Raw genomic sequence first — 19,751 nt, 5'->3', positions numbered from 1 at the left:
GGCCGGCTTCAGCCGACCCCCTTTGGCCCAAAGGCCCTGTTCTCAGGTGAGTATACCCCGAAGGAGGATTTCCCTCAAACGTTCGGGCCGGGCGTGTTCCGCGCAGGAAGGGGTGTCCTGGCAGAGGATGAGGTAGCGGACGTGCTCCCATCGCCCCCCCACCGGATGGCGGAAGAAGGCCAAGGCGCTTCCCGAAAGGTGGCGGCGGCAGGCCTCGCACACCTGAGGGGAGGAAGGGACGCCCAGGGGCTCCAGGGTGAGGTGGAGCTCGGGGGGGCCCTTTTCCAGGATGTGGACCCGCCCTTCCCCGTCCCGGTAGTAGAGGATCTCCCCTAGGGGGAGGAGGTCGGGGGAGGTGCCTGGAAAGAGCTCCAGGATCAACTCCCGCTCTTCGTAGTCCATGCCCCTAGCTTAGCCCAAGCCGCCGAAGGAGGGGGGGTAGGAAGAGGTAAAGCCCTGTCAGGAGGGCAAGGAGGCTCGCCAGGAGCACCGCGGCCGCGGCCGCGTCCTTTGCGGCCTTGGCCAGGGGGTGGTGGACGGGGCTTACGAGGTCTGTGAGGGCCTCCAGGGCGGTGTTCATGAGCTCTAGGGCGAGCACCAAGGCGGCGAAGAGGAGGACGGGCAAGGGGTTCACCCCAAGCCACAGGGCGAGGAGGAGGGCGAAAAGGCCCAGGTAGGCCTCGATGCGGAAGTTCCGCTGCACCCGCCAGGCGTAGCGGAGCCCCTCCAGGGCGTAGCCGAAGGAGCGCACCACCCCCTTTAGAGGTCTAGGATCCTCTCTTGGACGCGGCGGAACCCGGCCCAATCCTCCTCCTTCTGGTGGTCATGGCCGAGGAGGTGCCAAAGGCCATGGGCGGCCAGCACCAGGACCTCCTCCTCGAGGCCCACTCCCCGGGCCTCGGCCTGCCTCCTTGCGGTGTCCAGGCTGATCCAGATGTCCCCGAGGTGGGGGGGGACGAAGGGGTCCCCGGGCTCGTAGTGGGGGAAGGAGAGGACGTCCGTGGCCTCGTCCTCCCCCCACCACCGGCGCTTCAGGGCCCTTAGACGCCGATCCCCAGAGAGGATCACCGTCACCCCCTTGTCCCCCACCCCAAGCTCCTCCATGAGCTTCTTTAGGGCCCGCCTGAGTCTTGGGCGGAGGCCTCTTGGGGGCTTCTTGTTGGCGATCACGGTCACCATAAGGTTCCGGGGTCAGTATACCGGCCGCCCCTTCCAGCGCCGGCCCGGGAGGAGGGCCTTCAGGTAGATGGGGAGGAGGAGAAGGGGCAGGAGGGGGGTGAGGAGGGCGGGCCAGAGGGGCCCCTTTAGGGCCCTTTGCACCAGGAGCCGTTCCAGCACCCCCAGCACCCCTAGCTCGGGCCGTCCGAAGAGCCAGGGGAGGGTATAGAGGGCCAGGTGGTAGACGGCCGAGCCCAGGAGGACCCAGGGGTTTTTCAGGTGGATGGGGAGGAAGTTCTTGGCAAACCCCTCCACCGCCTCCCGGTACCCCCGATACATGCGGGTGGCGAAGAGCCCCGTTCCCAGGAAAAGCCCGTAAGAAGCCGCCCGTCTGGCCAAGGCCACGTCCTCCAGGACCTCGCCCCGCACCGCCTCGTGCCCCCTAAGGCGGAAGTAGGCCTCCCTTGAGAAGGCGAGGACCTGGCCGTTCGCCACCCTTAGGGCCTCCAGGAGGGGGTGGGGGAGGGTGGAGAGGAGGCTTCCCATGACGAAGGCCACCACTGCGCCCCCCAGGGGGTCTTGGGGCTCCTGCCGGGGAAGGGCGGAAAGGGCCTCCCGCCCCCTTAGGGCCTCCAAAAGCCCCCCTAAAGCCCCCTCCTCCCAAAGGACGTCCGCATCGGTAAAGACCAGCACCTCCCCCCGGGCCGCCTGGGCGAGCTGGAAGCAGGCCCAGTTCTTCCCCGTCCAGCCTGGAGGAGGCGGGGTGCCCTTAAGGAGGCGGAAGCCCGGGTGGCCCCGGCCTAGGGCCTCCGCCACCCCTCCCGTGCCGTCTTCCGAGAGGTCATCCAGGACCAGGACCTCCAGGGCCCCTTGGCGGAGGAGGGCGGGGAGGGTGCGCGGGAGGTTTTCCGCCTCGTTCCGGGCGGGGACGAGGAGGGAGGCGGTGGGGGAGGGGGGCGTGGGGCAGGGCCTAAGGGTGGGAAAGCGGAGGAGGTTATGGAGGAGGGCGAGAAGCCTCAGGAGGAGGAAGAGGAAGACCCCAAAGAAGAAGTCCCCCGTCATCCCTTAAGGACCTCCACCAGGGGCCTTACCCGCTCCTCCAGGCTCCGCCTTCCCCGGAGGACCTCCCGGAAGCCCTCGGGGAGGGCGCGGGGATGGGTGTGGGCCAGGAGGGCATCCAGCTCCCGGAGGAGGCCCCCTAGGGCGCGCTCCAGGTCCCCTTCCGGGCGCAGGGGGTCCCCCACCCAGAGGAAGGCCTCGGGGTGCTCAAAGCCCCGGAGGACCACCCTCGAGGCCACCGGGAGAAGGGGCACCCCCGCCCTCCGGGCCAGGTAGGCCGCCCCCCCCTTCAGGGGGCCGAGGGGGCCAGGAAAGCGCATCTCCCCTTCCGGGAGAAGGGCTACCCACCCGCCTTCCCTAAGGCGCCTTAAGGCCTCCCGCACCCGGCCCGCCTCCAGGCCCCCGGCCAGGCGGAGCACGGGGAAGGCTCTAAGGTTCTCCTCCGCCACCAGAAGGGTAAAGGGGACCCCCTTCCGCCTCGCCAGATGCCAGAGGAGGTGGCCGTCAAAGAAGCTGTGGTGGTTCATGGCCACCACCAAAGACCCCCCCGGCACCTCCCCCCTGAGGTAGACCCCCCGGAGGCTCCCCTTCAGGCTCTGGAGGAGGAAGCCCTCCACGAAAAGGCGAAGGAGCCTCTCCCGGGGCCTCACCGGAGCCTCCTTAGGGCCTCGGGGTGCCAGGCCAGGAGAAGCCCCCCCACCACCGCCAGGTTGGTAAAGAGGAAGAAGGCCATCTCCTCCAGGGGCAGCCCCGCCACCCCTAGGCCCAGGGTGTACCCTTCCGCGATCCACCAGATGCCCTCCCGGCGGATGGCCCAGAAGTCCGCCACCCAAAGGTACAGGGTGGGGACGGAGACCCCCAGGAAAAGGGCCCGCCGCCAGGCCCAAAGGAGGTCCCCCCCATAGGCCCACTGCAGGAGGAAGACCGGGGCGAAGTAGGCGAGGATAAGCCCAAGGTAGAGGTACCGCCCCCCGAGGGCCACAAAGAGCACCCCCAGGGCGGCCACCAGGAGCCACACCCCGCCCCCCACCACCCGCACAAGGCCCCTTTCCCCTTTTGGGGGAGGGCCCGCCACCCCCATGAGGAAGGCCCCGGTGAGGAGGGGCTGGAGGAAGAAGAAGAGGTACTCCTCCATGGGCACGTACCCGATCCTGAGGAGGACCCGCCCCTCCGGGTAGCCCCAGACCCCCTTCCAGACCAGGTAGTTGTCCCAAGGGGTGGTGTAGAGGAGGGCCAGGAGGGGCATGAGGAGGTAGGCCCAAAGCCTAGGGGGCTTGGGCCGGGCCCAAAGGAGGAGGAGAAGGAGGGGCGGCAGGATGAAGTAGAGGTGGAACGCCAGGTAGGTCATGCCTCCTCCAGAAGGGCCCAAAGCCCCCCCTTGGGCCTCAGGGTCACCCCCGCATGCACCTTAGGCTTGGGGAGGGGGCTTAGGCGGAAGCGGCGGAAAAAGGCCCCTAGGGCGATGGGGCCTTCCAGGAGGGCGAAGTCCCGGCCCAAGCAGAGCCTTGGCCCGAAACCGAAGGGGAAGTAGCGCCCCCTTGGGGTGGCCTTCCCCTCCAGGAAGCGCTCGGGGCGGAAGGCCTCCCCTTGGGGGAAGTGGAGCCTTTGGGTCACGTAGGGGGAGAGGACCACGGTGGTCCCGGGGGGCAGCGTCTCGCCGGGGAGGGCCAAGGGGGCCTCCGTCTTCCGGGTGAGGACCCAGGCGGGGGGGAAGAGCCTTAGGGCCTCCTGGAAGGCGGAAAGGGCGAAGGCGAAGTCCTCCGCCGCCCTCTCCTGCCACTCCCGCCTTTGGGAGAGGAGGTAGAGGCTCCAGGTGAGGGCGCTGGCTGTGGTCTCGTGCCCGGCCACCAGGAGGGTCTTGGCCTCGGAAAGGGCCCGCTCTCGAGGCAGGCCGGCGAGGGGAGGGTGGGCAATGAGGGCCTCGGCCTCCCGTTCCAGGGCCCGCTTTTTCTCCAGGAAGGCCCTTTCCCTCAGGAGGTTCAGGCGGCCCAAGGGGTTTTGCATCCGCTCCATGATCCGTTCCAGGGCCTCGAGGGCGAGCTCCGCGATCCTATCGGAAAGAGGCCTTCCCCAAAGGGCCCGGCCCAGGAAGCGCAAGGAGAGGTGGAGCATCTCCCGGTCCAGGTCCCGGCGCTCCCCCGGCCTCCAGGAGGCGAAGAAGGCCTCCGTCTCCTCCTCCCAAAGGGGGCGGTAGAGGGCCACGCTGCGGGGGAGAAAGGGTTCTTTCAGGGTCCTTCTCGCCTCCTTCCAACCTGGACCCTGGTCCGTGAGGAGGCCCCGGCCCGTGAGGCGGGCAAGCTCCTGGTACTGGAAGGTGGCCTTGCTCTCCACCCCGAGGAGCACGGCCTCCACCCCCTCGGGGTCAAAGACCAGGTGGAGGGGAAGGCCGGGGAGGGGGATGCGGAGGCGGGGGTGGGCCTTTCCCCAGGCGAGGAGGGCCTCCAGGGGCTCATCCCGGAGGCGCCTTAGGTCGGGGAGGGCCCCTTTGAGGTCCAGGGTGGCGGTCATGGGCTTCAGCTTACCGGGTGAGGGCTTGGGCCAAGGCCAGGTAGCGCTTCCGGGCCTCCTCGAGGTCCACCACGGGGTCTAGGGGCGCGTAGGAGGGGTACTCGGGGGCGAAGCGCCTTAGCCAGGCCCCCTCGGGGTCGTGCCGGCGGCCCTGCTCCACCAGGTTGAAGACCCGGAAGTAGGGGGCGGCGTCCACCCCCAAGCCCCCCGCCCACTGCCAGCCCTGGAGGTTCACCGCGGTGTCCCCGTCCAGGAGGAGGTTCTTGAACGCGCGCTCGGCCTTTTTCCAGGGCAGGAGGAGGTACTTCACCGCGAACTGGGCGGCGCACATCCGGGCCCGGTTGGAGAGGAAGCCCGTGGCCCCTAGCTCCCGCATGGCCGCGTCCACCAAGGGCACCCCGGTGCGCCCCTCTAGCCAAGCCTGGAAGAGCCCCTCGTCCTCCCGCCAGGGGAGGGCCTCAAAGCGGGGGTCCAGGGCCCTTTGGGCCATTTCGGGGAAGTGGTAGAGGAGGTGGTAGGAGAAGTCCCGCCAAAGGAGCTCGGACACCCACTTCCCCGCCCCCTCACCGCCCCGCCTCAGGGCCTCCCAGGCTGCAAGGCGGGGGGAGAGGACCCCTAGGGCGAAGTAGGGGGAAAGCCTCGAGCCCCCCCTTCCGTCCAGCCGGTCCCGCTCCAAGGGGTAGCGGTCCAGGCCCTCTTCCAGGAAGGCCCTGAGCCGAGCCAGGGCCGCCTCCTCCCCCGGAGGGGGTAAGGGGATGTCGCCCTCCGCCCTGGGGATCTCCCCCTCCTCGGGGAAAGGGGGAAGGGCCTCGGGGGTGGGGAGGGGGGGGTCCACCCCCTGGAAGCGGCGGCTAAAGGGGGTATAGACTCGGTAAGCCCTTTCCAGGTCCGGGGGAATAAGATGGGGGGCGGGGAGGAGGTGGAGGGGTATGGGGAGGGCCTCCCGCACCCGTTCGTCCCGGTGGCGCCCGTAAGGGGTGTAGCTCTTCAGGGCGTAGACCGCCTTCGCCCTCACCGCCTGGGCCGCCTCCTTTACCCTAACCCAGGGGGGGCCCTCCAGGACCCAAAGGACCCCGCCCCGGGCCCGGTAGGCCCTCCGGAGGGCCCGGACGTTCTCCAGGAACCAGGCCCGCCTCCTAGGGGAGGCCCCTTCCAGGTTCTTGGGGTCCAGGACCACGAGGCCCACCAGGGGGCCCTCCCCTAGGGCCTGGAGGAGGGCCGGGTGGTCGTGGAGGCGGAGGTCGCCGCGGTGCCAGACCAGGCGCATGGGAAGAACCTACCCCTAAAGCTCCTTCCCCCCTGTGGCCTAGGCCCCAGAGGTGTGGGCCAGGGCCAAGGCCTTGTGGAAAAGCCGAAGCCGTTCCCAGGGCTTCAGGTGGGCCCTTTGGGAGAGGTTATCGTACCCCTGGAGGCGGAGCTTGTCCAGAATGGCCTGGTACTGGAGGGCGGCCAGGGCGATGGCCGCCCGCCCCACCCTAAGCCCCTTGAGCCCGGAAAGCCCCTCCCGGTAGAGGGCCTGGGCCTTGGCCTCCAGGTGCTGAAGCAGGGCCCGGTATTGGGGGGTGACCCGCCCCCGGCGCAGATCGGCAAGCTCCACCCCGAAGCGCTGGAGGAGTTCCCGGGGGAGGTAGACCCGGTCCATCCCCAGATCCTCCCCCACGTCCCTGAGGATGTTGGTGAGCTGCATGGCCTGGCCCAGCCGGATGGCCTTCTCCTCCACCTCCTTTCCCCCGCCTGCGATGGGGGTCATCATCCGCCCCACGGTGCCCGCCACCTGGTAGCAGTAGAGGAGGAGCTCCTCTTCCGTCTCCAGGCCCACCCGCCCCAGGTCCTTGAGGAAGCCTTCCCTCATATGGGCGAAGGCCTCCTTTGGGATGGCCCAGCGCTCCAGGGCCCAGGCCAGGCCCCGTTCCCACTCTGCCCTTGGCCTTCCTCCATAGGCCCGCTCCACCCCCTTCCACCAGGCCTGGAGGGCCCCCTCGCCCCCGCCCCGGTCCACCGCATCGTCCCCCAGGCGGCAGGCGGCGTAGACCGCCCAGGCCCCTTTGCGCTCCTCCTTGGGGAAGAGGAGGCTACCCCAATAGAAGGTGGCGGAGTGGGTGCGCACCACCTTGGCCAGGGCTTTCCAATCCGGTTCCATAATGCTCTTACTCTGATCCTAACACCCCTTGGGGACGTTTGTCTCTGCTACACTTGCTTGATGAACACAAGCTTGACAAAACCTGTACGACCCTGCTAACCTAAGGCCATGATCCGCTCTGGGGTGTACACCATCGCCGAGGTGGAGGCCATGACCGGCCTTTCCGCCGAGGTCCTTAGGCAGTGGGAACGCCGCTACGGCTTCCCCCGCCCCGAGCGCACCCCTGGGGGGCACCGCCTCTACCGGGAAGAGGACGTGGAGGCCCTGAAGACCATCCGCCGCTATCTGGAGGAGGGGGCTACCCCCCAGGCGGCCATCCGCCGTTACCTGGCCCAAGGGGTCCGGCCCCAGGGCCTCGAGGAGGCCCTCCTCCAGGCCCTCCTCCGGGCTGACCTCTCCCAAGCGGAGGCCCTTTTCCGCCGGGGCCTTCGGCTTCTAGGCCCAGAAGGGGCGCTCACCGGCCTCCTGGTCCCCGTCCTCCGGGCGGTGGGGGAGGCCTGGCACCGGGGGGAGGCCAGCGTGGCCCAGGAGCACCTGGCCAGCCACTTCCTCCGGGCCCGGGTGCACGAGCTTCTGGACCTGGTGGGCCAGCCCAAGGGGCCGCCCATCCTGGCCACCACCCCCCCGGGGGAGCGGCACGAGATCGGGGCCATGCTGGCCGCCTACTTCCTGCGCCGCAGCGGCCTTCCCGCCCTCTACCTGGGCCCCGACACCCCCCTTTCCGACCTCAAGGACCTGGCAGAAAGGCTTTCCGCCCGGGGGGTGGTCCTTTCCGCTCTCCTGCCGGACCCCCTCAAGGCCCTACCCGATGGTGCCCTGAAGGGCCTGGCCCCCAAGGTGGTCCTGGGGGGGCAGGGGGCAAGCCTCGAGGAGGCAGCCCGTCTTGGGGCCCTTTACGTGGGGGAAGTGGAACGGTTGCCCGAGGTTTGGGAGGAGAGAGCATGAAAAGGTATAGCCGTAAAGAGACCATCTATCTTGCCGGGGACCGGGCGGACGCCCTCTACCGGCTCCAGGAGGGCCTGGTGCGCATCGTGGAGCTCCTCCCCGATGGCCGTACCCTCACCCTGCGCCACATCCTGCCGGGGGACTTCTTTGGGGAGGAGGCCCTGGAGGGGAAGCGCCACCGCTACACCGCGGAGGCCATGACGGAGGCGGTGGTGGTGGGCCTGGACCCCAAGCGCATGGGCCACGAGGAGCTCCAGCTGGTGGCCCGCAACCTGGCCCGGCAGATGCGCCGGGTCCAGGCCTACGAGGCCCACCTGCAGACGGGAGAGCTCCGCGCGCGCATCGCCCGCTACCTCCTCTTCCTGGCGGACACCCCGGCCTCCTTCCGGGACGGGCGGGGGCTATACGTCACCGCCTCCCACGAGGAGATCGCCGACGCCACCGCCTCCACCCGGGAGTCGGTGTCCAAGCTCCTTTCGGAGCTCCGCCGGGAGGGGCTTTTGGAGACCTCCTACCGCCGGGTCTATCTCCTGGACTTGAAGGCCCTGGCGGCTTTGGCCGAGGGCCAGCTGGAGGCAGCATGAGCTGGCCAAGGCCTAGGCTCGTGGTGGGCGCCTGCTTCCTTGGGGCCTTTCGCTACAATGGGGAAAGAGTCCGGGAGCCGGTCCTCGAGGCCCTCCGCCCCCACGTGGACCTCATCCCCGTCTGCCCCGAGGTGGGGGTGGGCCTGGGGGTGCCCCGGCCCACGGTGCGCCTGGTGCGCCGGGGGGAGGGGGTGGCCCTGGTCCAGCCGGAGACGGGGGAGGACCTCACCGACAGGATGGAGGCCTTTGCCGAGCGCTTCCTCGAGGCCCTTCCCGAGGTGGACGGTTTTCTCCTCAAAAACCGCTCCCCTTCCTGTGCCCTGAAGGACGCCAAGGTCTACGCCCACCCCACCGGTGGGGGCACGGTGGCCCGGGGCCCCGGGCTTTTCGCCAAGAAGATCCTGGAGGCCTTTCCCTTCTTCCCCGTGGAGGAGGAGGGCAGGCTTAGGGACCCTGCCATCCTGGCCTCCTTCCTCACCCGCCTCTTCGCCCTGGCCCGGCTGCGAGGGGTCTCCTCCCTGGGAGAGCTTATGGCCTTTCACGCTCGCTACAAGCTCCTACTCCTGGCTTACGATCCCCAGGCGTCCCGGGTCCTAGGCCGCCTCCTCGCCCAAAGCCCCTCCTTTCCCGAGGCCAAGCGGGCCTACCGGGAGGGTTTTCTAAGGGCCACCGCCAAGCCCCCCCGCCCCGGGCGGATGGCCGATGCTCTCCTCCACGCCTTTGGCCATCTGGACGGGCTTTCTAGGGCCGAGAAGACCTACTTCTTGGAGAGGCTTAAGGACTTCCGGGAAGGGCGGCTTCCCCTCGAGGCCCTCCTTACCCTCCTCCGGGCCTGGGCCCTGCGCTTCAGGGCCCCGTACCTGGAGGTCCAGGCCCTTTTGGAGCCCTTCCCGCCTTCCCTGAAAGGGGTGGCCTAGGGGCATGCGGGTCCTGGTCATCGGGGGGACAGGTTTCCTAGGGGGCTATGTCCTGGAGGCCCTCCTCCGGCGGGGCCACACCCCCCTGGTCCTGGCCCGCCGCCCCCGCCCCTTGCCCCAGGGGGTCCAGTACCGCCCTGGGGACATTACCCAGGAGGTGCCGGACCTGGAAGGGGTGGAGGCCGTTTTCTACCTGGCGGGGATCATCCGGGAGCGGGGCCAGACCTTTCAGGCGGTGCACGTGGAAGGGGTGCGGAACACCCTAAAGGCCATGGAGCGGGCGGGGGTGGACCGCTTGGTGCACCTCTCCGCCCTGGGGGCCCGCCGGGGCACGGGAAGCCGCTACTTTGAGACCAAGGCCGAGGCGGAGGCCCTCATCCTAGAAAGCGGCCTAAAGGCCACCCTCCTCCGCCCAAGCCTCATCTTCGGCCCCGGGGACGAGTTCTTGGGGAAGATCCTAAGGGGCCTGGTCTGCCAGCCCCTTCCCTTTGTGCCCCTCTTGGGGGACGGGAGCTTTCCCTTCAGGCCCGTCTACGCGGGGGATGTGGCGGAGGTGGCCGTGGGGGTCCTTGAGGGGGAGGTCCTTGGACCCTTGGACCTGGTGGGGCCCAAGGAGTACACCCTGCGCGCCCTTCTGGAACTGGTCATGGAGGCGGTGGGCCGCAAGAAGCCCTTCCTCCCCATCCCCATTTCCCTCCTGGATCTCCTGGTACCCCTCCTCTCCCCCCTGCCCTTCGCTCCCCTCACCCTGGACCAGTACCGGATGCTCAAGCTCGGGAACACCGCCCCCTTCCCCGAGGCCCTAAAGGCCCTTCTCCCGCGTCCCACGCCTCTGGAAGAGGTCCTGCCCCGCTACCTCCGGTGTTAAGCGGCAAAGGGGTCTGAACCTCACCCCAAGAGCGCTCCCCACGAGGGCCGCAAGCCCCCAGGCGTAGCCGTGGAGGCTGAAGGAGGCTATCCCGCCCAGGTAGGCCCCGATGTTGCACCCGGAGGCGAGCCGCGCCCCGTAGCCCATGAGCACCCCGCCCAGGAAGACCGCGAAGAGGGTGCTCATGGGAATCCGGCGCGGGTCCTGGAAGCGAAGACCGCCTCCCAAGGCTGCCCCCAGGAAAGCCCCTAGGAAAAGGCCAAAGTTCATGACGCTGGTGGGGTCCTGGAGGATACTTCCCATTAGCTTTTCCGCGAACTCCGGGGCCTGGAAGAGGGCCCAGTCCAAAACGGGAACCCCTAAGGCCTCCGCTAGCTTCCCGCCCCAGAGGGCGAAGGCCGAGGTAATGCCCCAAGGCCGCCCCAGGAGGAGGAGGGTAAGAAGGCTTCCCAAGGCCAGGGCTAAGGCCCCCACCCCCAAGGACCAGGGCCCGAGGAGGGGGTGGCCCTGTCCTCCCCAGAGGGGTTCCACCCGCCCCCTTCGGACCCGCTCCACCCGGGCCACCAGGAGGTAGAGCCCGAGGAGTAGGGCCATCCACAGGCTGTAGCCCAGGAAAGCCCCCAGGAGGGGTCCCGTCAGGGGCTGGAACCACTCCAGGGCGCTCCCCGGGGCCAGCTTGGGCAGGCTCTGCCAGTAGGGGAGGTGGAAGACCCCGAGGAGCGAACCCACCATGAACCCAAGCAGGGTGAAGAGCCCCCGGGTGTCCCCGCTTCCCGTGTGGTACAGGGTGCCCGAGGCGCACCCGTCCCCAAGCTGCATCCCCACCCCGAAGAGGAAGGCCCCGACGAGGAGCCCAACCCCCATGGGCGCCACAAACCCCGAGGCCATTCCCGTGGCCAGGAAAGGAGCGAAAAGGGTGGCGGTGAGGGCGAAGAGGAGGAAATGGGCCCGGATTAGGCGGCTTTCCCCGGTGAGGAGGAAGCGCCGGAAGCCCGAGGCGAAGCCGAAGCGGGCGTGGAAGAGGGCAAGGCCCAGCCACACCCCGAGCCAAAAGGCCAGGACCAACCTTAGGCCCCCCGCCTGGAGAATGGCCCAGGAGAGAGCCAGGGCCAATAGGCCAAAGGTCAGGAGGGGTAAGGGTTGGAGACGCCGCGTCATGGCTCCAATATACCTATGAGCATATTGAAGTCAATGGTATACTTCACCCCTTAACACGCGCCCCGGGGGACCCTAAGCCCCCCGGGGGCTAAAGGCCTTCAGAAGGCGAAGTCCTCCACGTACCAGCGCTCGGTCTTCTTGTGCTCCTCCTTGGGATCCATCTTTTCCGAGTGGGCCAGGAGGAGGATGAGCTTCCGACCGGGGGTGATCTCCACGTCGGTGGCTTCCCCGGTCTTCAGCTTCCGGCTCCACTCCACGGTCCAACGCCCCCCCTCATAGGTGGCCGCGCTGGCCAGGATGGAGTTCTTGCCTCCCTCCTTATCGTCCGTGGCCGGGGCGCCGGTGCGCTTGGTCTGGTACATATCCAGGGCCACCAGCTTGCCCCCCTCCATGTAGAAGAGATACTGGTCCGCACCCTGCTTCTTGTTGGTCTTTTCGGCAAGGAGCCCAAGCCCGATCCAACCTTTGCTCTCGCCCTCGAGGGCCAGGTAGATCGTGTCCCCCACGATGCTCCAGTAGACGGTGATCCCCGACTTCTCGTGTTTGTAGCTCTTGGCATACTCGCCGGGGGCGATCTTGCCGTCTACCTTGGGCGCCTGCGCCAGCGCCAGACCCAACGCCATCATTCCCAACCAGAACACCCCTTTGATCCTCATGCTTACCTCCTGTCCCGTATGGTTATTCCCACCACAAAGGCCACGGCCCCCACGTGGGTGTGGGCCAAGGCCGCCAGCACCGGCCGGCTTCCCTTAAACGCTTCCAGGAAGCCCGAGAGGGTCCAAAGGCTTACCTCTGCGTCCTGGGCATTCCAGAGGAGGTGGTAGTACGCCCCCAGGATCCCCGTGAGGACGCTCACCAGCATCCAGAGAAGGAAGGGGTAGCGCACCCCAGGCCCCCGGTGGAAGAACATAAGGAGGGTGAGGGGGGCCCCCACCAGGGAGACGTAGAAGGGGATGCGGCTCTGCCAGCTGTCCGCCCAGTGGTCCAGGACCCAGTGCTCCATGCCGTAGAAGAGGAACCCCATCAGGGCGATGAGGAGGAAGGTGCTCCGCAGGAACTCCAAGAGGCGCTCCTCTTCGCTTTGGGCTTTGATGAGGGCTTCAATCATCCGGCCACCTCCTTTAGCGGGCCCGGTAGATGGAGAGGAGGCCCGTGACCCCCATGTGGGTGAAAGCCAAGGCCGCCAGCACCGGCCGGCTCCCGGCCATGGCTTCCATGGCGGCTTCAAACTCCCAGTTCACCTCCCCCTCAAAGTTCCAGAGGAGGTGGAAATAGACCCCCAAGGCCCCGGTGAGGAGGGAGGCCCACATGGTGAGGATAAAAGCCCAGCGCACCCAAGGGGTTTTCCGGTCAAAGAGCACCCACAGGGTGAGGATGAACCCCGGTACCGCCACGAAGAAGGGGATGCGGCTTTGCCAGGCCTCCGTCCAGTGCTCCAGAAGGAGGAGTTCCAAGGGGTACATGACCCAACCCACCAGACAGAGGAGGAGCATCACCGTGCGGATGAACTCCAGCGCCCATTGGGTTTGGGTTTTAGCCTCGCGCAGAGCAGGAATCACGCCTCTACCTCCTTACCTCTAAGTACAACCCTACCATGGGTATCCCGGTAGCTTTGTCCCCCCGGGTTCCCCCGGGGGGAGGCGGGCTACACGGGGATGAGATTGACCCTGGTCTCGTAGAAGACCACGCTACCCCCCACGGTGTCCGTGAGGGCCATGTCCTTCAAATAGGGGTCCAGGCGCATGGCGGCGTTGGCGTGGACCCCTTGGGCCCGGCGGGGGTCCCCCTTAATGACCTGGCCGTTTACCACGATGTCCGCAGCTCCGTAGGCCCAGTGGCCCCAGCCCAGGGTGAAGGACACACACCCGGGCCGCATCCCCTGGACCACCTTCACCTTCCCCACCATGGGCTTCTTGCCAAAGGGCCCCAGATCCCACTCCCCTTTGGGGTTGGTGGCGGAGACCACCATGACCTTCTGCCCCTCCTTGAGGCCCAGGCGCTGGGCATCCTCGGCGCTTACCAGGATGGCGTTCTCTGGTTTAATGCTGAGGAGCCAGTAGTTGCTGATGGTCCGGCTCTTGGTTTGGAGGATATCCCGGTGGGTCAGGAGGGTGAGGCCGTAGCCGGGGTCGGAGAGGGGGTTGCCCAGGACGTCCCGGTAAGGGGAGAGGTAGGTGGGCAGGGGCCAGTAGGGCCTCCCGGTCATGGCGTTCTTGGAAAGGAGATGCTTTTCCAGGAAGAGGTTCACCTGTTTGGCGTAGCGGTTGGCCACCAGGCCGTTCTGGGCGTAGGCCTCGGCGAAGGCCTGGAAGCGGCCGCCCCGGTTCAGGAGGTAGACCACCCGCCTAAAGAGCCCCTCGTCCCCCACGGCTTCCCGCCAGCGCTTCTCGTCAAAGACGGAAGAGGGCAGGTGGCGGCGGGCCTGCCGGAAGACCGCAAGCTCCTTCTCATCCGCCTGGGGCAGGGCATCCGAGCCGTCGGCTTTTTCCCCAAAGGCCAGGTTGGCCGCCAACTTCAGGTAGAAGTGGTCCATGTGGGTGAAGGGCATGCCGTTGGTGAAGCCCTTTTCCCCAAAGCCAGGAACCCCTAGCCGCTCCGCTAGGGCCAGGAGGAAGCTCTCCAAGCAGATGGGCATCCGTTGGCCGAAGACTTCCACCTCCTCGGGGATGGGGGGGATGGCCGGCTGGCGCACGGGCTGGACCTTCCAGATGATGGAGGGGTGGGAGCCGTGGAACTCCCAGCGCTCCAGGTAGGAAAGGTCCGGGATGATGTAGTCCGCGAAGAGGTAAGAGTCCCCCACCACGATGTCAAAGGCCACGATAAGGGGGATCTTGTCCGGATCCAGCATGGCCCGGATCTGCTCGTGCCCGCCTGGCAGGGCGTAGGCTGGAGAGCCCATGTAGTGGAAGAGGATCTTCACCGGGTAGGGGTAGCCCTGGGCTGCGGAGGGCAGGATCTCCTGGTAGACATCGGAAGTGTGGGGGTACCAGGGGCGTGGGGCGGGGTACCCTTGGAAGAGGGTGGTGTCTTCATACCTCACCCCGTGGCGGATGAGGCTGATGCCAAAGGGGCTGAGGGGCTTGGGGTGGAACTTGCCTATGGCGAAGGGACCCCCCGCCTTGCCCCCGGTGATGTCGTAGGTGCTGGCCTGGACGAAGCCCCCCTGGTGGTCCAGGTTGCCCAGGAGGACGTTACGGTGAACCAGGCGAAGACGTTGTAAAAGCCGTTGGTGTGCTGGCTGGCCCCCCGGTGGACGTCCACCACAGCTTTCTTGCCATACTGGGCAAACTTCTCCGCCAGGAAGCGGAGGTCTTCCTCCTTCACCCCGGCGAAGGCGGCCCAGGTCTTCACCTGGTGCTTGAAGGCCTCTTCCTTTAGGAGCTGGAGGGCGCTTTTTACGAGGATCCCACTCGAACGGGTGTCCACGAAAAGCTCCCCGAAGACCGCCTCGTTTTCGTCGTTGGGGTTGAAGGCCAGGGGCCGCCCTTGTGCCAGGACCACGGGGGCGTCCAGCTCCACCTCCTTATCCCCCACCTTAGCCTTGGGTTTGGGCAGGCCGAGGTCGCTGGCCCTGAGGAGCCTTTCCGGCTGGCCGTCTTTTATCTTCACCAGCCAGGAGGCGTTGCTCCAGGCGCTTTCCCCAATAGACTTGGCTGCGGCCTTGTTGGCGGCGGAGAGGAAGCGGCGGTCAATCTTGTCCCACTCCAGGAGGAGGCGGATGACCCCCAGGGCAATGGCCGCGTCGTGCCCTGGCTTGGGGGCGATCCAGCGGCTGGCCCCCTTGATGCCCTTCTGCCCCCTGGGGTCCACGATGGCGTACTCCAACTCCCCTTTGGCCGCCCGTTCCGTGATCCAGCCCACCCGCAAGGGGGGGCCGTAGTTCCCCTCAAAGACGTTGGCCCCCACGAAGACGACAAAGCGGGCCTTGGAGAGATCCGCCTGCCAGTAGAACTTGGCGCCGCCCGACCAGGAGAGCTTGCCCGAAGCGTCAAAGGTGGGCTGCTCGCTCATGGCCTGGCCGGTGAAGTACATGGAGCCCTGGCAGACGGTGGTGTGGCCGTGGAGGTTGACCGTGCCCGGGCCCTGGCTGAAGAACCAGCGGATGAAGTCGCTCCGCCCCGCCTTAAGCCGGCCCCAGGTGAAGACCACCTGGTTGTTCTTGGGTCCCAGGTCGGGGTGGTCGGGGTGGATGAGGGTGTGGAGGTGGTCCTTGAAATCTTCTTGGAACTTCTCCACCAGGGCCTTTTTCTTGGCGGGGTCCTTCTCCGCCCATATGGCCTTCACCGCGTCCCCCATGGCCTTCATCACCTGGGGGTCGCGGAGGGCCCAGACCTCCCTGAGGCCAGGGTAGTGGCGCTCGTCCCCAATCTCCTTGAAAAGCTGGCCCCCTTCCACGATCTCCCGCACCGCCTGCTCAAAGGGGATCTCCACCCACTTGCCGCTGCCCCGGGGGCCGGCCCGCTTCAGAACCCGACGGATGCGGTAGGGATCGTAAGCCGTCTGGATACCCGCCTGGCCTTTGGGGCAAAGGGCCCCGTTCACCTTGGCCAGGGCTTCCACCTCCGTTGTGAAGGGCAGGTGGGGCCGGAAGGTCCAGGGGGAGAGGGGGTTGCCGTCAATCTTGGCGGCCACGCTCTCGTGGAGCTTCACCTTGATGGGGCAGCCGGTGTTGCACTGGAGGCAGGAGGAGTAGATGGTGTTCTCGGGGAGCTGGACCTCGTAGGCCAGGCCCCCTTGGGCTGAAACCTCCTGCAGGGCGAGCCCCAAGGGTCCAAGGAGGGCGCCTGCCCCCGAAAGCTTGAGGAGTTTACGCCGGGAAACCTTTTCCATGGCTACCTCCTACACCAGGTAGTACACCTGGGGCTTGGTGCCCGCTTCTTCTTTAAGCCGGATGGCGTTGGGGGATTTGGCCAGTTGGTGGACCAAGGAGGCGGGGTCCTCCAGGTCCCCAAAGAAGGTGGCGCGTCCGATGCAGGTGGTGACGCACTGGGGAAGGAGGCCTTGGGTGATGCGGTGCAGGCAGAAGTGGCACTTGCGCACCTTGTCTATGGGGCCGGCCTCGTCTTCCCGGGCCACTTTTTTGCCCCACTCGTAGACGGGGAGGGTCTCGTAGGGCATCTCCCCTTGGCCTGGGGTTTGCTCTGTCCAGTAGGCCCCATCGTCCTTGTGGCGAGAGTTATAGGGACAAGGGGGAATGCACTTCTCGCACCCCACGCAGAGCTCGTAGTCAATCTCCACGATGCCGCCTTCCCGCTTCCAAGTGGCGTCGTACGGGCAGGCGGGCACACAGGGGGGCTCGTCGCACTGCATGCAGGGGCGGGGGACGAAGCGGTAGGTGACGTTGGGGTAGGTGCCCACCTCCTCCTCCGTCACCGGGCGGTAGACCACGCCGGGGGGAAGGCGGTTTTCCGCGATGCAGCTCACGGTGCAGGCATGGCAGCCCACGCACTTCCTCAGGTCAATCACCATGCCCCAGCGGCGCTTGGGGTTTTTAAGCGCCCGCTCCAGGTCTTCCTGCATGCGCAGGAGGGCATCTTTTTCCTCCCCCGTGGGGGGTGGGGTTGGGGGCAGGCCCTGGGCCAGGCCTGGGGCCACCATGGAGGCGAAGACGGCGCTGGCGAACTTGGAAAGGAAGCGCCGCCGATCCTCCGGGTTCATGGGTTTTTCCATCGCCCACCTCCTTTTGCCTTCAGGCTAGGCTGGGGCCTCGGGGAAGGGTAGCGGGGGGTTTGGGGACGGGGCTGTCCAGAAAGAAACGGACGGGGCCAGGGACATCTATCCTCCGCGGTCCTCTCTAGGCTGGGGTTAATGCGAGGGCTTGGGGTCTTGGCGCTCCTCCTTATGGCCTGCGCCCGCCCGCCGGGGGTGGAGCTGGGCCCGCCCTACGCCCCCGAGGCCCCCACGGGGACGGTCCGGGTGGTGGTGGCGGGGATGCGCTTCCCTAAGGGGGCCGAACCCTACCGGGTCCTCTTCCAAGGCTTGGGGTGCAGGTGGAGGTTTTCGGCCGCCGCACCTACGGGGAGGTCCTCGAGGCCCTGCGCCAGGGCCGGGCCGACCTGGGCTTCCTCTGCACCCTGGCTGCGGGGCTCGGAGCGGAGGAGGGGGTTTTGGGGGTGCTCCTGGCCGGGGAGACTTCCGTACCCTACCAGAGCCTGGTGGTGGTGCAGGTTTCCTCCTCCTACCGTACCTTGGCGGATCTTAGGGGCCTTCCCTTCGCCTTCACCGACCCCCTTTCCAACACCGGCCACGCCTGGCCCAAGCTGGCCGCCCGGGGCCTGGGGGAAGGGTTCTTTGCCCAGGCTTTTTTCGCCTACCACCACGACCGGGTTCTTCTCGCCGTGCTTCATGGCCTGGCGGAGGGGGCGGCGGTGGACCGGGTGGTCTACGAGACCCTGGGCCTTCCGGGGCTTCGGGTGGTCTGGCAGGGGCCCACCGACCCCCCACCCCCAGTCGTGGCCCGTAAGGGGCTGGATCCTGCCCTTCGGGATCGCTTCCTAAAGGGCCTTCTGGCCTACGCCAGCACCCCGGAGGGGCGGAGGGTCTTGCAACCCCTGGGCCTTGAGGGGTTCCGGCCCGTGGAGACGTTGGACTATGTGCGGGTGTACCGCCGGGCCAAGGAGGCGCTGGAGTGAGGTGGGGACTTGTTCACCAGCTTTTCGCCACCCTACTCCTTTCGGCCCTGGTCACGGGTGGGGTGCTTATCCTGGGTGGGGCCACCTTCTTGTGGGCAGAGGGGGAAAAGGCCCTGTGGCAGCGGGCTCGAGGCGCAGCCCAGGACCTGGCCGCCTTCCTTTCCGACGACCTCCTGCTGGGGGACCGGCTTTCCGCCTGGGAGAGGCTTCGCACCGCTCAGGCCCGTGATCCGGACCTGGCCTACGCCTACGTGCTGGATCCGGAGGGGCGGGTCCTGGTGCACACCTTTGAGGGGGGGGTGCCCGAGGCGCTCCGGGTCCTAGGCGGGGAGAGGACGCTTAGCCTTCAGGGCCAGACCGTCTACCAAGCCGAGGCGGAGATCTTTGGGGGGCAGGTGGGGTGGCTCCGCCTGGGGTTCTACCAAGCCCCCCTCCGGCGGGAGGTGGCTCAGGTGGTGCGCACGGGGCTTTTCGGCCTCCTTTGGGCCGTGGGCCTGGGGGGTGGGCTAGGGTACTTCCTCCTCCTCAGGCACCTGGAGCCCCTGAGGGCCATGGCCGAGCGGGTGGCCCAGGTGGGCCAGGGGGAGGCCCCGGTCTTTCCCGAGCCCAGGAACGAGCTTGGGCTTCTGGGCCGGGCCCTGAACGAGATGGGCCAAGCAGTGACCCAGCAAAGGCGCCAGCTTCTCCTTCTAAACCGCCTCCTGGCTGAGGCCCATGCCCTGAGGTTGGAGGAGCTGGCCGATCGGGTTCTTTCCCTCCTCACACGGGAGCTGGGTTTCCTTTGTGGGGACCTGTGGGTGGAGGGCCAGGTGGTTCACTGTCGGGCCTGCCAAAGCCTCTGCCCCCTGGGGGCGGTGGGTCCGCTGGCGGAGGAGGCCCTTCGCCGGGGCCAGGTGGTGGTCGCCCCTGGGGGGGTGGCGGTGCCCGTGCCGCCTAGGGGGGCCCTGGTTCTCCACGGTGCCCCCCAGGTGGAGGAGGCTTGGCTGAAGGAGTTCTTGGGGGCCCTCTCCCTGCCCCTTTCCTCAGCTCTGGAAAACGCCCGGCTTTACGGCCTCTTAGAGGAAAAGGAGCGCCAGCGGGCCCGGCTCATGAGCGCCTGGCTGGCCGCCCAGGAGGAGGAACGGGGGCGGCTGGCCCGGGAGCTTCACGACGAGATCGGCCAGGCCCTCACCGGGCTTCTCCTGGGGTTGGAAAGCCTGCCTGGGTCCGAGCCCCTAAAGGAACTGGTCCGGCGTACCCTGGCGGAGGTGCGCCGCCTGGCCTGGGACTTGAGGCCAAGCGTCCTGGACCACTTAGGCCTGAAGGCGGCTTTGGAGCGCTACGTGCGGGAGTTTTCCGAACGCACAGGGATCGGGGTGGACCTTTCCTTCCACCTCACCCGCCCCTTGCCCAGGGAGTGGGAGACCGTCATCTACCGGGTAGTCCAGGAGGCCGTGACCAACGTGGCTCGGCATGCGGAAAGCCCCTGGGCGGCGGTGGGCGTGTTGGAGGCGGAGGGGGAGGTTCGGGTTTTCGTGGAAGACGGGGGGCGGGGCTTCGTGCCCGAAGCGGTGGAGGCGGGCCGGCAGGGGCTTTTGGGGATGCGGGAGCGGGTGGAACTGGTGGGGGGGCGGTTCCTGCTGGAAAGCGCCCCAGGCCGGGGTACCTGGATCCAGATCCGCCTACCCCTGGAGGTGAAAGCGTGATCCGGGTGGTGCTGGTGGAGGACCACGCCCTGGTGCGGACCGGACTTAAGCACCTCTTGGAGGCCCGGGGGGTGAGGGTGGTGGGGGAGGCGGGAAG

General features: G+C 67.6%; 22 protein-coding genes and 1 pseudogene. 7 read left to right on the top strand and 16 right to left on the bottom strand.

Annotation, left to right across the window (positions count from 1 at the left end; translation table 11 throughout):
• Window positions 1-42 precede the first annotated feature (42 nt).
• The 9 genes from WKI94_RS05830 to WKI94_RS05790 are packed head-to-tail and all read right to left on the bottom strand — an operon-like array spanning window position 43 to window position 6,865.
• Window positions 43-402, bottom strand: a complete 360-nt coding sequence (locus WKI94_RS05830) for a hypothetical protein (protein ID WP_337844831.1) — start codon at window positions 400-402, stop codon at window positions 43-45.
• A 4-nt stretch (window positions 403-406) separates the two neighbouring features.
• Complete coding sequence (locus WKI94_RS05825; RefSeq protein ID WP_337844830.1) at window positions 407-805, bottom strand: diacylglycerol kinase; 399 nt, start codon at window positions 803-805, stop codon at window positions 407-409.
• The gene (gene ybeY / locus WKI94_RS05820; protein WP_337844829.1) at window positions 760-1,179 is read right to left on the bottom strand and encodes an rRNA maturation RNase YbeY; all 420 of its coding nucleotides are present in this window, start codon (window positions 1,177-1,179) and stop codon (window positions 760-762) included. Before ybeY ends, WKI94_RS05825 begins: the two co-directional genes overlap by 46 nt.
• 12 nt (window positions 1,180-1,191) lie before the next feature.
• Window positions 1,192-2,220 (bottom strand): glycosyltransferase, encoded by a 1,029-nt coding sequence (locus WKI94_RS05815; RefSeq protein WP_337844828.1) that lies wholly within the window; start codon window positions 2,218-2,220, stop codon window positions 1,192-1,194.
• Window positions 2,217-2,867 (bottom strand): 1-acyl-sn-glycerol-3-phosphate acyltransferase, encoded by a 651-nt coding sequence (locus WKI94_RS05810; protein ID WP_337844827.1) that lies wholly within the window; start codon window positions 2,865-2,867, stop codon window positions 2,217-2,219. The genes WKI94_RS05815 and WKI94_RS05810 overlap by 4 nt, the downstream gene beginning before the upstream one ends.
• Window positions 2,864-3,565: a lycopene cyclase domain-containing protein gene (locus tag WKI94_RS05805; RefSeq protein WP_337844826.1), complete on the bottom strand. Its 702-nt coding sequence runs from the start codon at window positions 3,563-3,565 to the stop codon at window positions 2,864-2,866. The genes WKI94_RS05810 and WKI94_RS05805 overlap by 4 nt, the downstream gene beginning before the upstream one ends.
• The gene (locus WKI94_RS05800; RefSeq protein ID WP_337844825.1) at window positions 3,562-4,725 is read right to left on the bottom strand and encodes a cytochrome P450; all 1,164 of its coding nucleotides are present in this window, start codon (window positions 4,723-4,725) and stop codon (window positions 3,562-3,564) included. The genes WKI94_RS05805 and WKI94_RS05800 overlap by 4 nt, the downstream gene beginning before the upstream one ends.
• A 10-nt stretch (window positions 4,726-4,735) precedes the next feature.
• Complete coding sequence (phr, locus tag WKI94_RS05795; protein WP_337844824.1) at window positions 4,736-5,992, bottom strand: deoxyribodipyrimidine photo-lyase; 1,257 nt, start codon at window positions 5,990-5,992, stop codon at window positions 4,736-4,738.
• Between the two features lie 39 nt (window positions 5,993-6,031).
• On the bottom strand, window positions 6,032-6,865 hold the full coding sequence (locus WKI94_RS05790) for a phytoene/squalene synthase family protein (RefSeq protein ID WP_337844823.1): 834 nt from the start codon (window positions 6,863-6,865) through the stop codon (window positions 6,032-6,034).
• A 108-nt stretch (window positions 6,866-6,973) separates the two neighbouring features.
• On the opposite strand from WKI94_RS05790, the gene WKI94_RS05785 reads away from it, so the two are divergent.
• From WKI94_RS05785 to WKI94_RS05770, 4 genes are read left to right on the top strand one after another with little or no spacing between them, the layout of a single operon-like run.
• A complete protein-coding gene (locus tag WKI94_RS05785) occupies window positions 6,974-7,810 on the top strand; it encodes a MerR family transcriptional regulator (protein ID WP_337844822.1) in 837 nt (278 codons plus the stop codon).
• Window positions 7,807-8,394, top strand: coding sequence for a cyclic nucleotide-binding domain-containing protein (locus tag WKI94_RS05780; RefSeq protein WP_337844820.1), 588 nt, complete (start codon window positions 7,807-7,809; stop codon window positions 8,392-8,394). Before WKI94_RS05785 ends, WKI94_RS05780 begins: the two co-directional genes overlap by 4 nt.
• Window positions 8,391-9,311: a DUF523 and DUF1722 domain-containing protein gene (locus WKI94_RS05775; RefSeq protein WP_337844819.1), complete on the top strand. Its 921-nt coding sequence runs from the start codon at window positions 8,391-8,393 to the stop codon at window positions 9,309-9,311. Before WKI94_RS05780 ends, WKI94_RS05775 begins: the two co-directional genes overlap by 4 nt.
• Window positions 9,312-9,315: 4 nt before the next feature.
• Window positions 9,316-10,179, top strand: a complete 864-nt coding sequence (locus tag WKI94_RS05770; RefSeq protein WP_337844818.1) for a complex I NDUFA9 subunit family protein — start codon at window positions 9,316-9,318, stop codon at window positions 10,177-10,179.
• On the opposite strand, the gene WKI94_RS05765 is transcribed toward WKI94_RS05770, so the two are convergent.
• From WKI94_RS05765 to WKI94_RS05735, 7 genes are all read right to left on the bottom strand, one after another.
• Window positions 10,114-11,337 (bottom strand): YeeE/YedE family protein, encoded by a 1,224-nt coding sequence (locus tag WKI94_RS05765; protein ID WP_337844817.1) that lies wholly within the window; start codon window positions 11,335-11,337, stop codon window positions 10,114-10,116. The two genes, WKI94_RS05770 and WKI94_RS05765, sit on opposite strands and share 66 nt — an antisense overlap.
• A 98-nt stretch (window positions 11,338-11,435) precedes the next feature.
• Complete coding sequence (locus WKI94_RS05760) at window positions 11,436-11,993, bottom strand: DOMON domain-containing protein (protein WP_337844816.1); 558 nt, start codon at window positions 11,991-11,993, stop codon at window positions 11,436-11,438.
• A 2-nt stretch (window positions 11,994-11,995) separates the two neighbouring features.
• On the bottom strand, window positions 11,996-12,445 hold the full coding sequence (locus WKI94_RS05755) for a hypothetical protein (RefSeq protein WP_337844815.1): 450 nt from the start codon (window positions 12,443-12,445) through the stop codon (window positions 11,996-11,998).
• Between the two features lie 13 nt (window positions 12,446-12,458).
• Window positions 12,459-12,896 carry a hypothetical protein gene (locus tag WKI94_RS05750; protein WP_337844814.1) on the bottom strand — a complete coding sequence of 146 codons (438 nt, stop codon included), beginning with the start codon at window positions 12,894-12,896 and terminating at the stop codon, window positions 12,459-12,461.
• 86 nt (window positions 12,897-12,982) lie between these two features.
• Entirely contained in the window at window positions 12,983-14,377 is a 1,395-nt protein-coding gene (locus WKI94_RS05745) for a molybdopterin dinucleotide binding domain-containing protein (protein WP_337844813.1), read from the bottom strand.
• A gap of 56 nt (window positions 14,378-14,433) precedes the next feature.
• The gene (locus WKI94_RS05740; RefSeq protein WP_337844812.1) at window positions 14,434-16,167 is read right to left on the bottom strand and encodes a hypothetical protein; all 1,734 of its coding nucleotides are present in this window, start codon (window positions 16,165-16,167) and stop codon (window positions 14,434-14,436) included.
• Between the two features lie 9 nt (window positions 16,168-16,176).
• Window positions 16,177-17,007 (bottom strand): 4Fe-4S dicluster domain-containing protein, encoded by an 831-nt coding sequence (locus WKI94_RS05735; RefSeq protein WP_337844811.1) that lies wholly within the window; start codon window positions 17,005-17,007, stop codon window positions 16,177-16,179.
• 320 nt (window positions 17,008-17,327) lie between these two features.
• On the opposite strand from WKI94_RS05735, the gene WKI94_RS05730 reads away from it, so the two are divergent.
• The 3 genes and pseudogenes from WKI94_RS05730 to WKI94_RS05720 form a co-directional block, all read left to right on the top strand.
• Window positions 17,328-17,969 (top strand): PhnD/SsuA/transferrin family substrate-binding protein, encoded by a 642-nt coding sequence (locus WKI94_RS05730; RefSeq protein ID WP_337844810.1) that lies wholly within the window; start codon window positions 17,328-17,330, stop codon window positions 17,967-17,969.
• Window positions 17,966-19,654 (top strand): ATP-binding protein, encoded by a 1,689-nt coding sequence (locus WKI94_RS05725; protein WP_337844809.1) that lies wholly within the window; start codon window positions 17,966-17,968, stop codon window positions 19,652-19,654. Before WKI94_RS05730 ends, WKI94_RS05725 begins: the two co-directional genes overlap by 4 nt.
• Window positions 19,651-19,751: pseudogene (locus tag WKI94_RS05720) on the top strand (DNA-binding response regulator); the annotation flags it as partial. The gene WKI94_RS05725 and the pseudogene WKI94_RS05720, both read left to right, overlap by 4 nt.

Origin of the sequence: Thermus sp. (assembly GCF_037444525.1) — a bacterium.
Taxonomy (GTDB): Bacteria; Deinococcota; Deinococci; order Deinococcales; family Thermaceae; genus Thermus.
The sequence above is the reverse complement of the archived record's forward strand: the minus strand, read 5'-3'. Positions and strand labels throughout refer to the sequence as shown.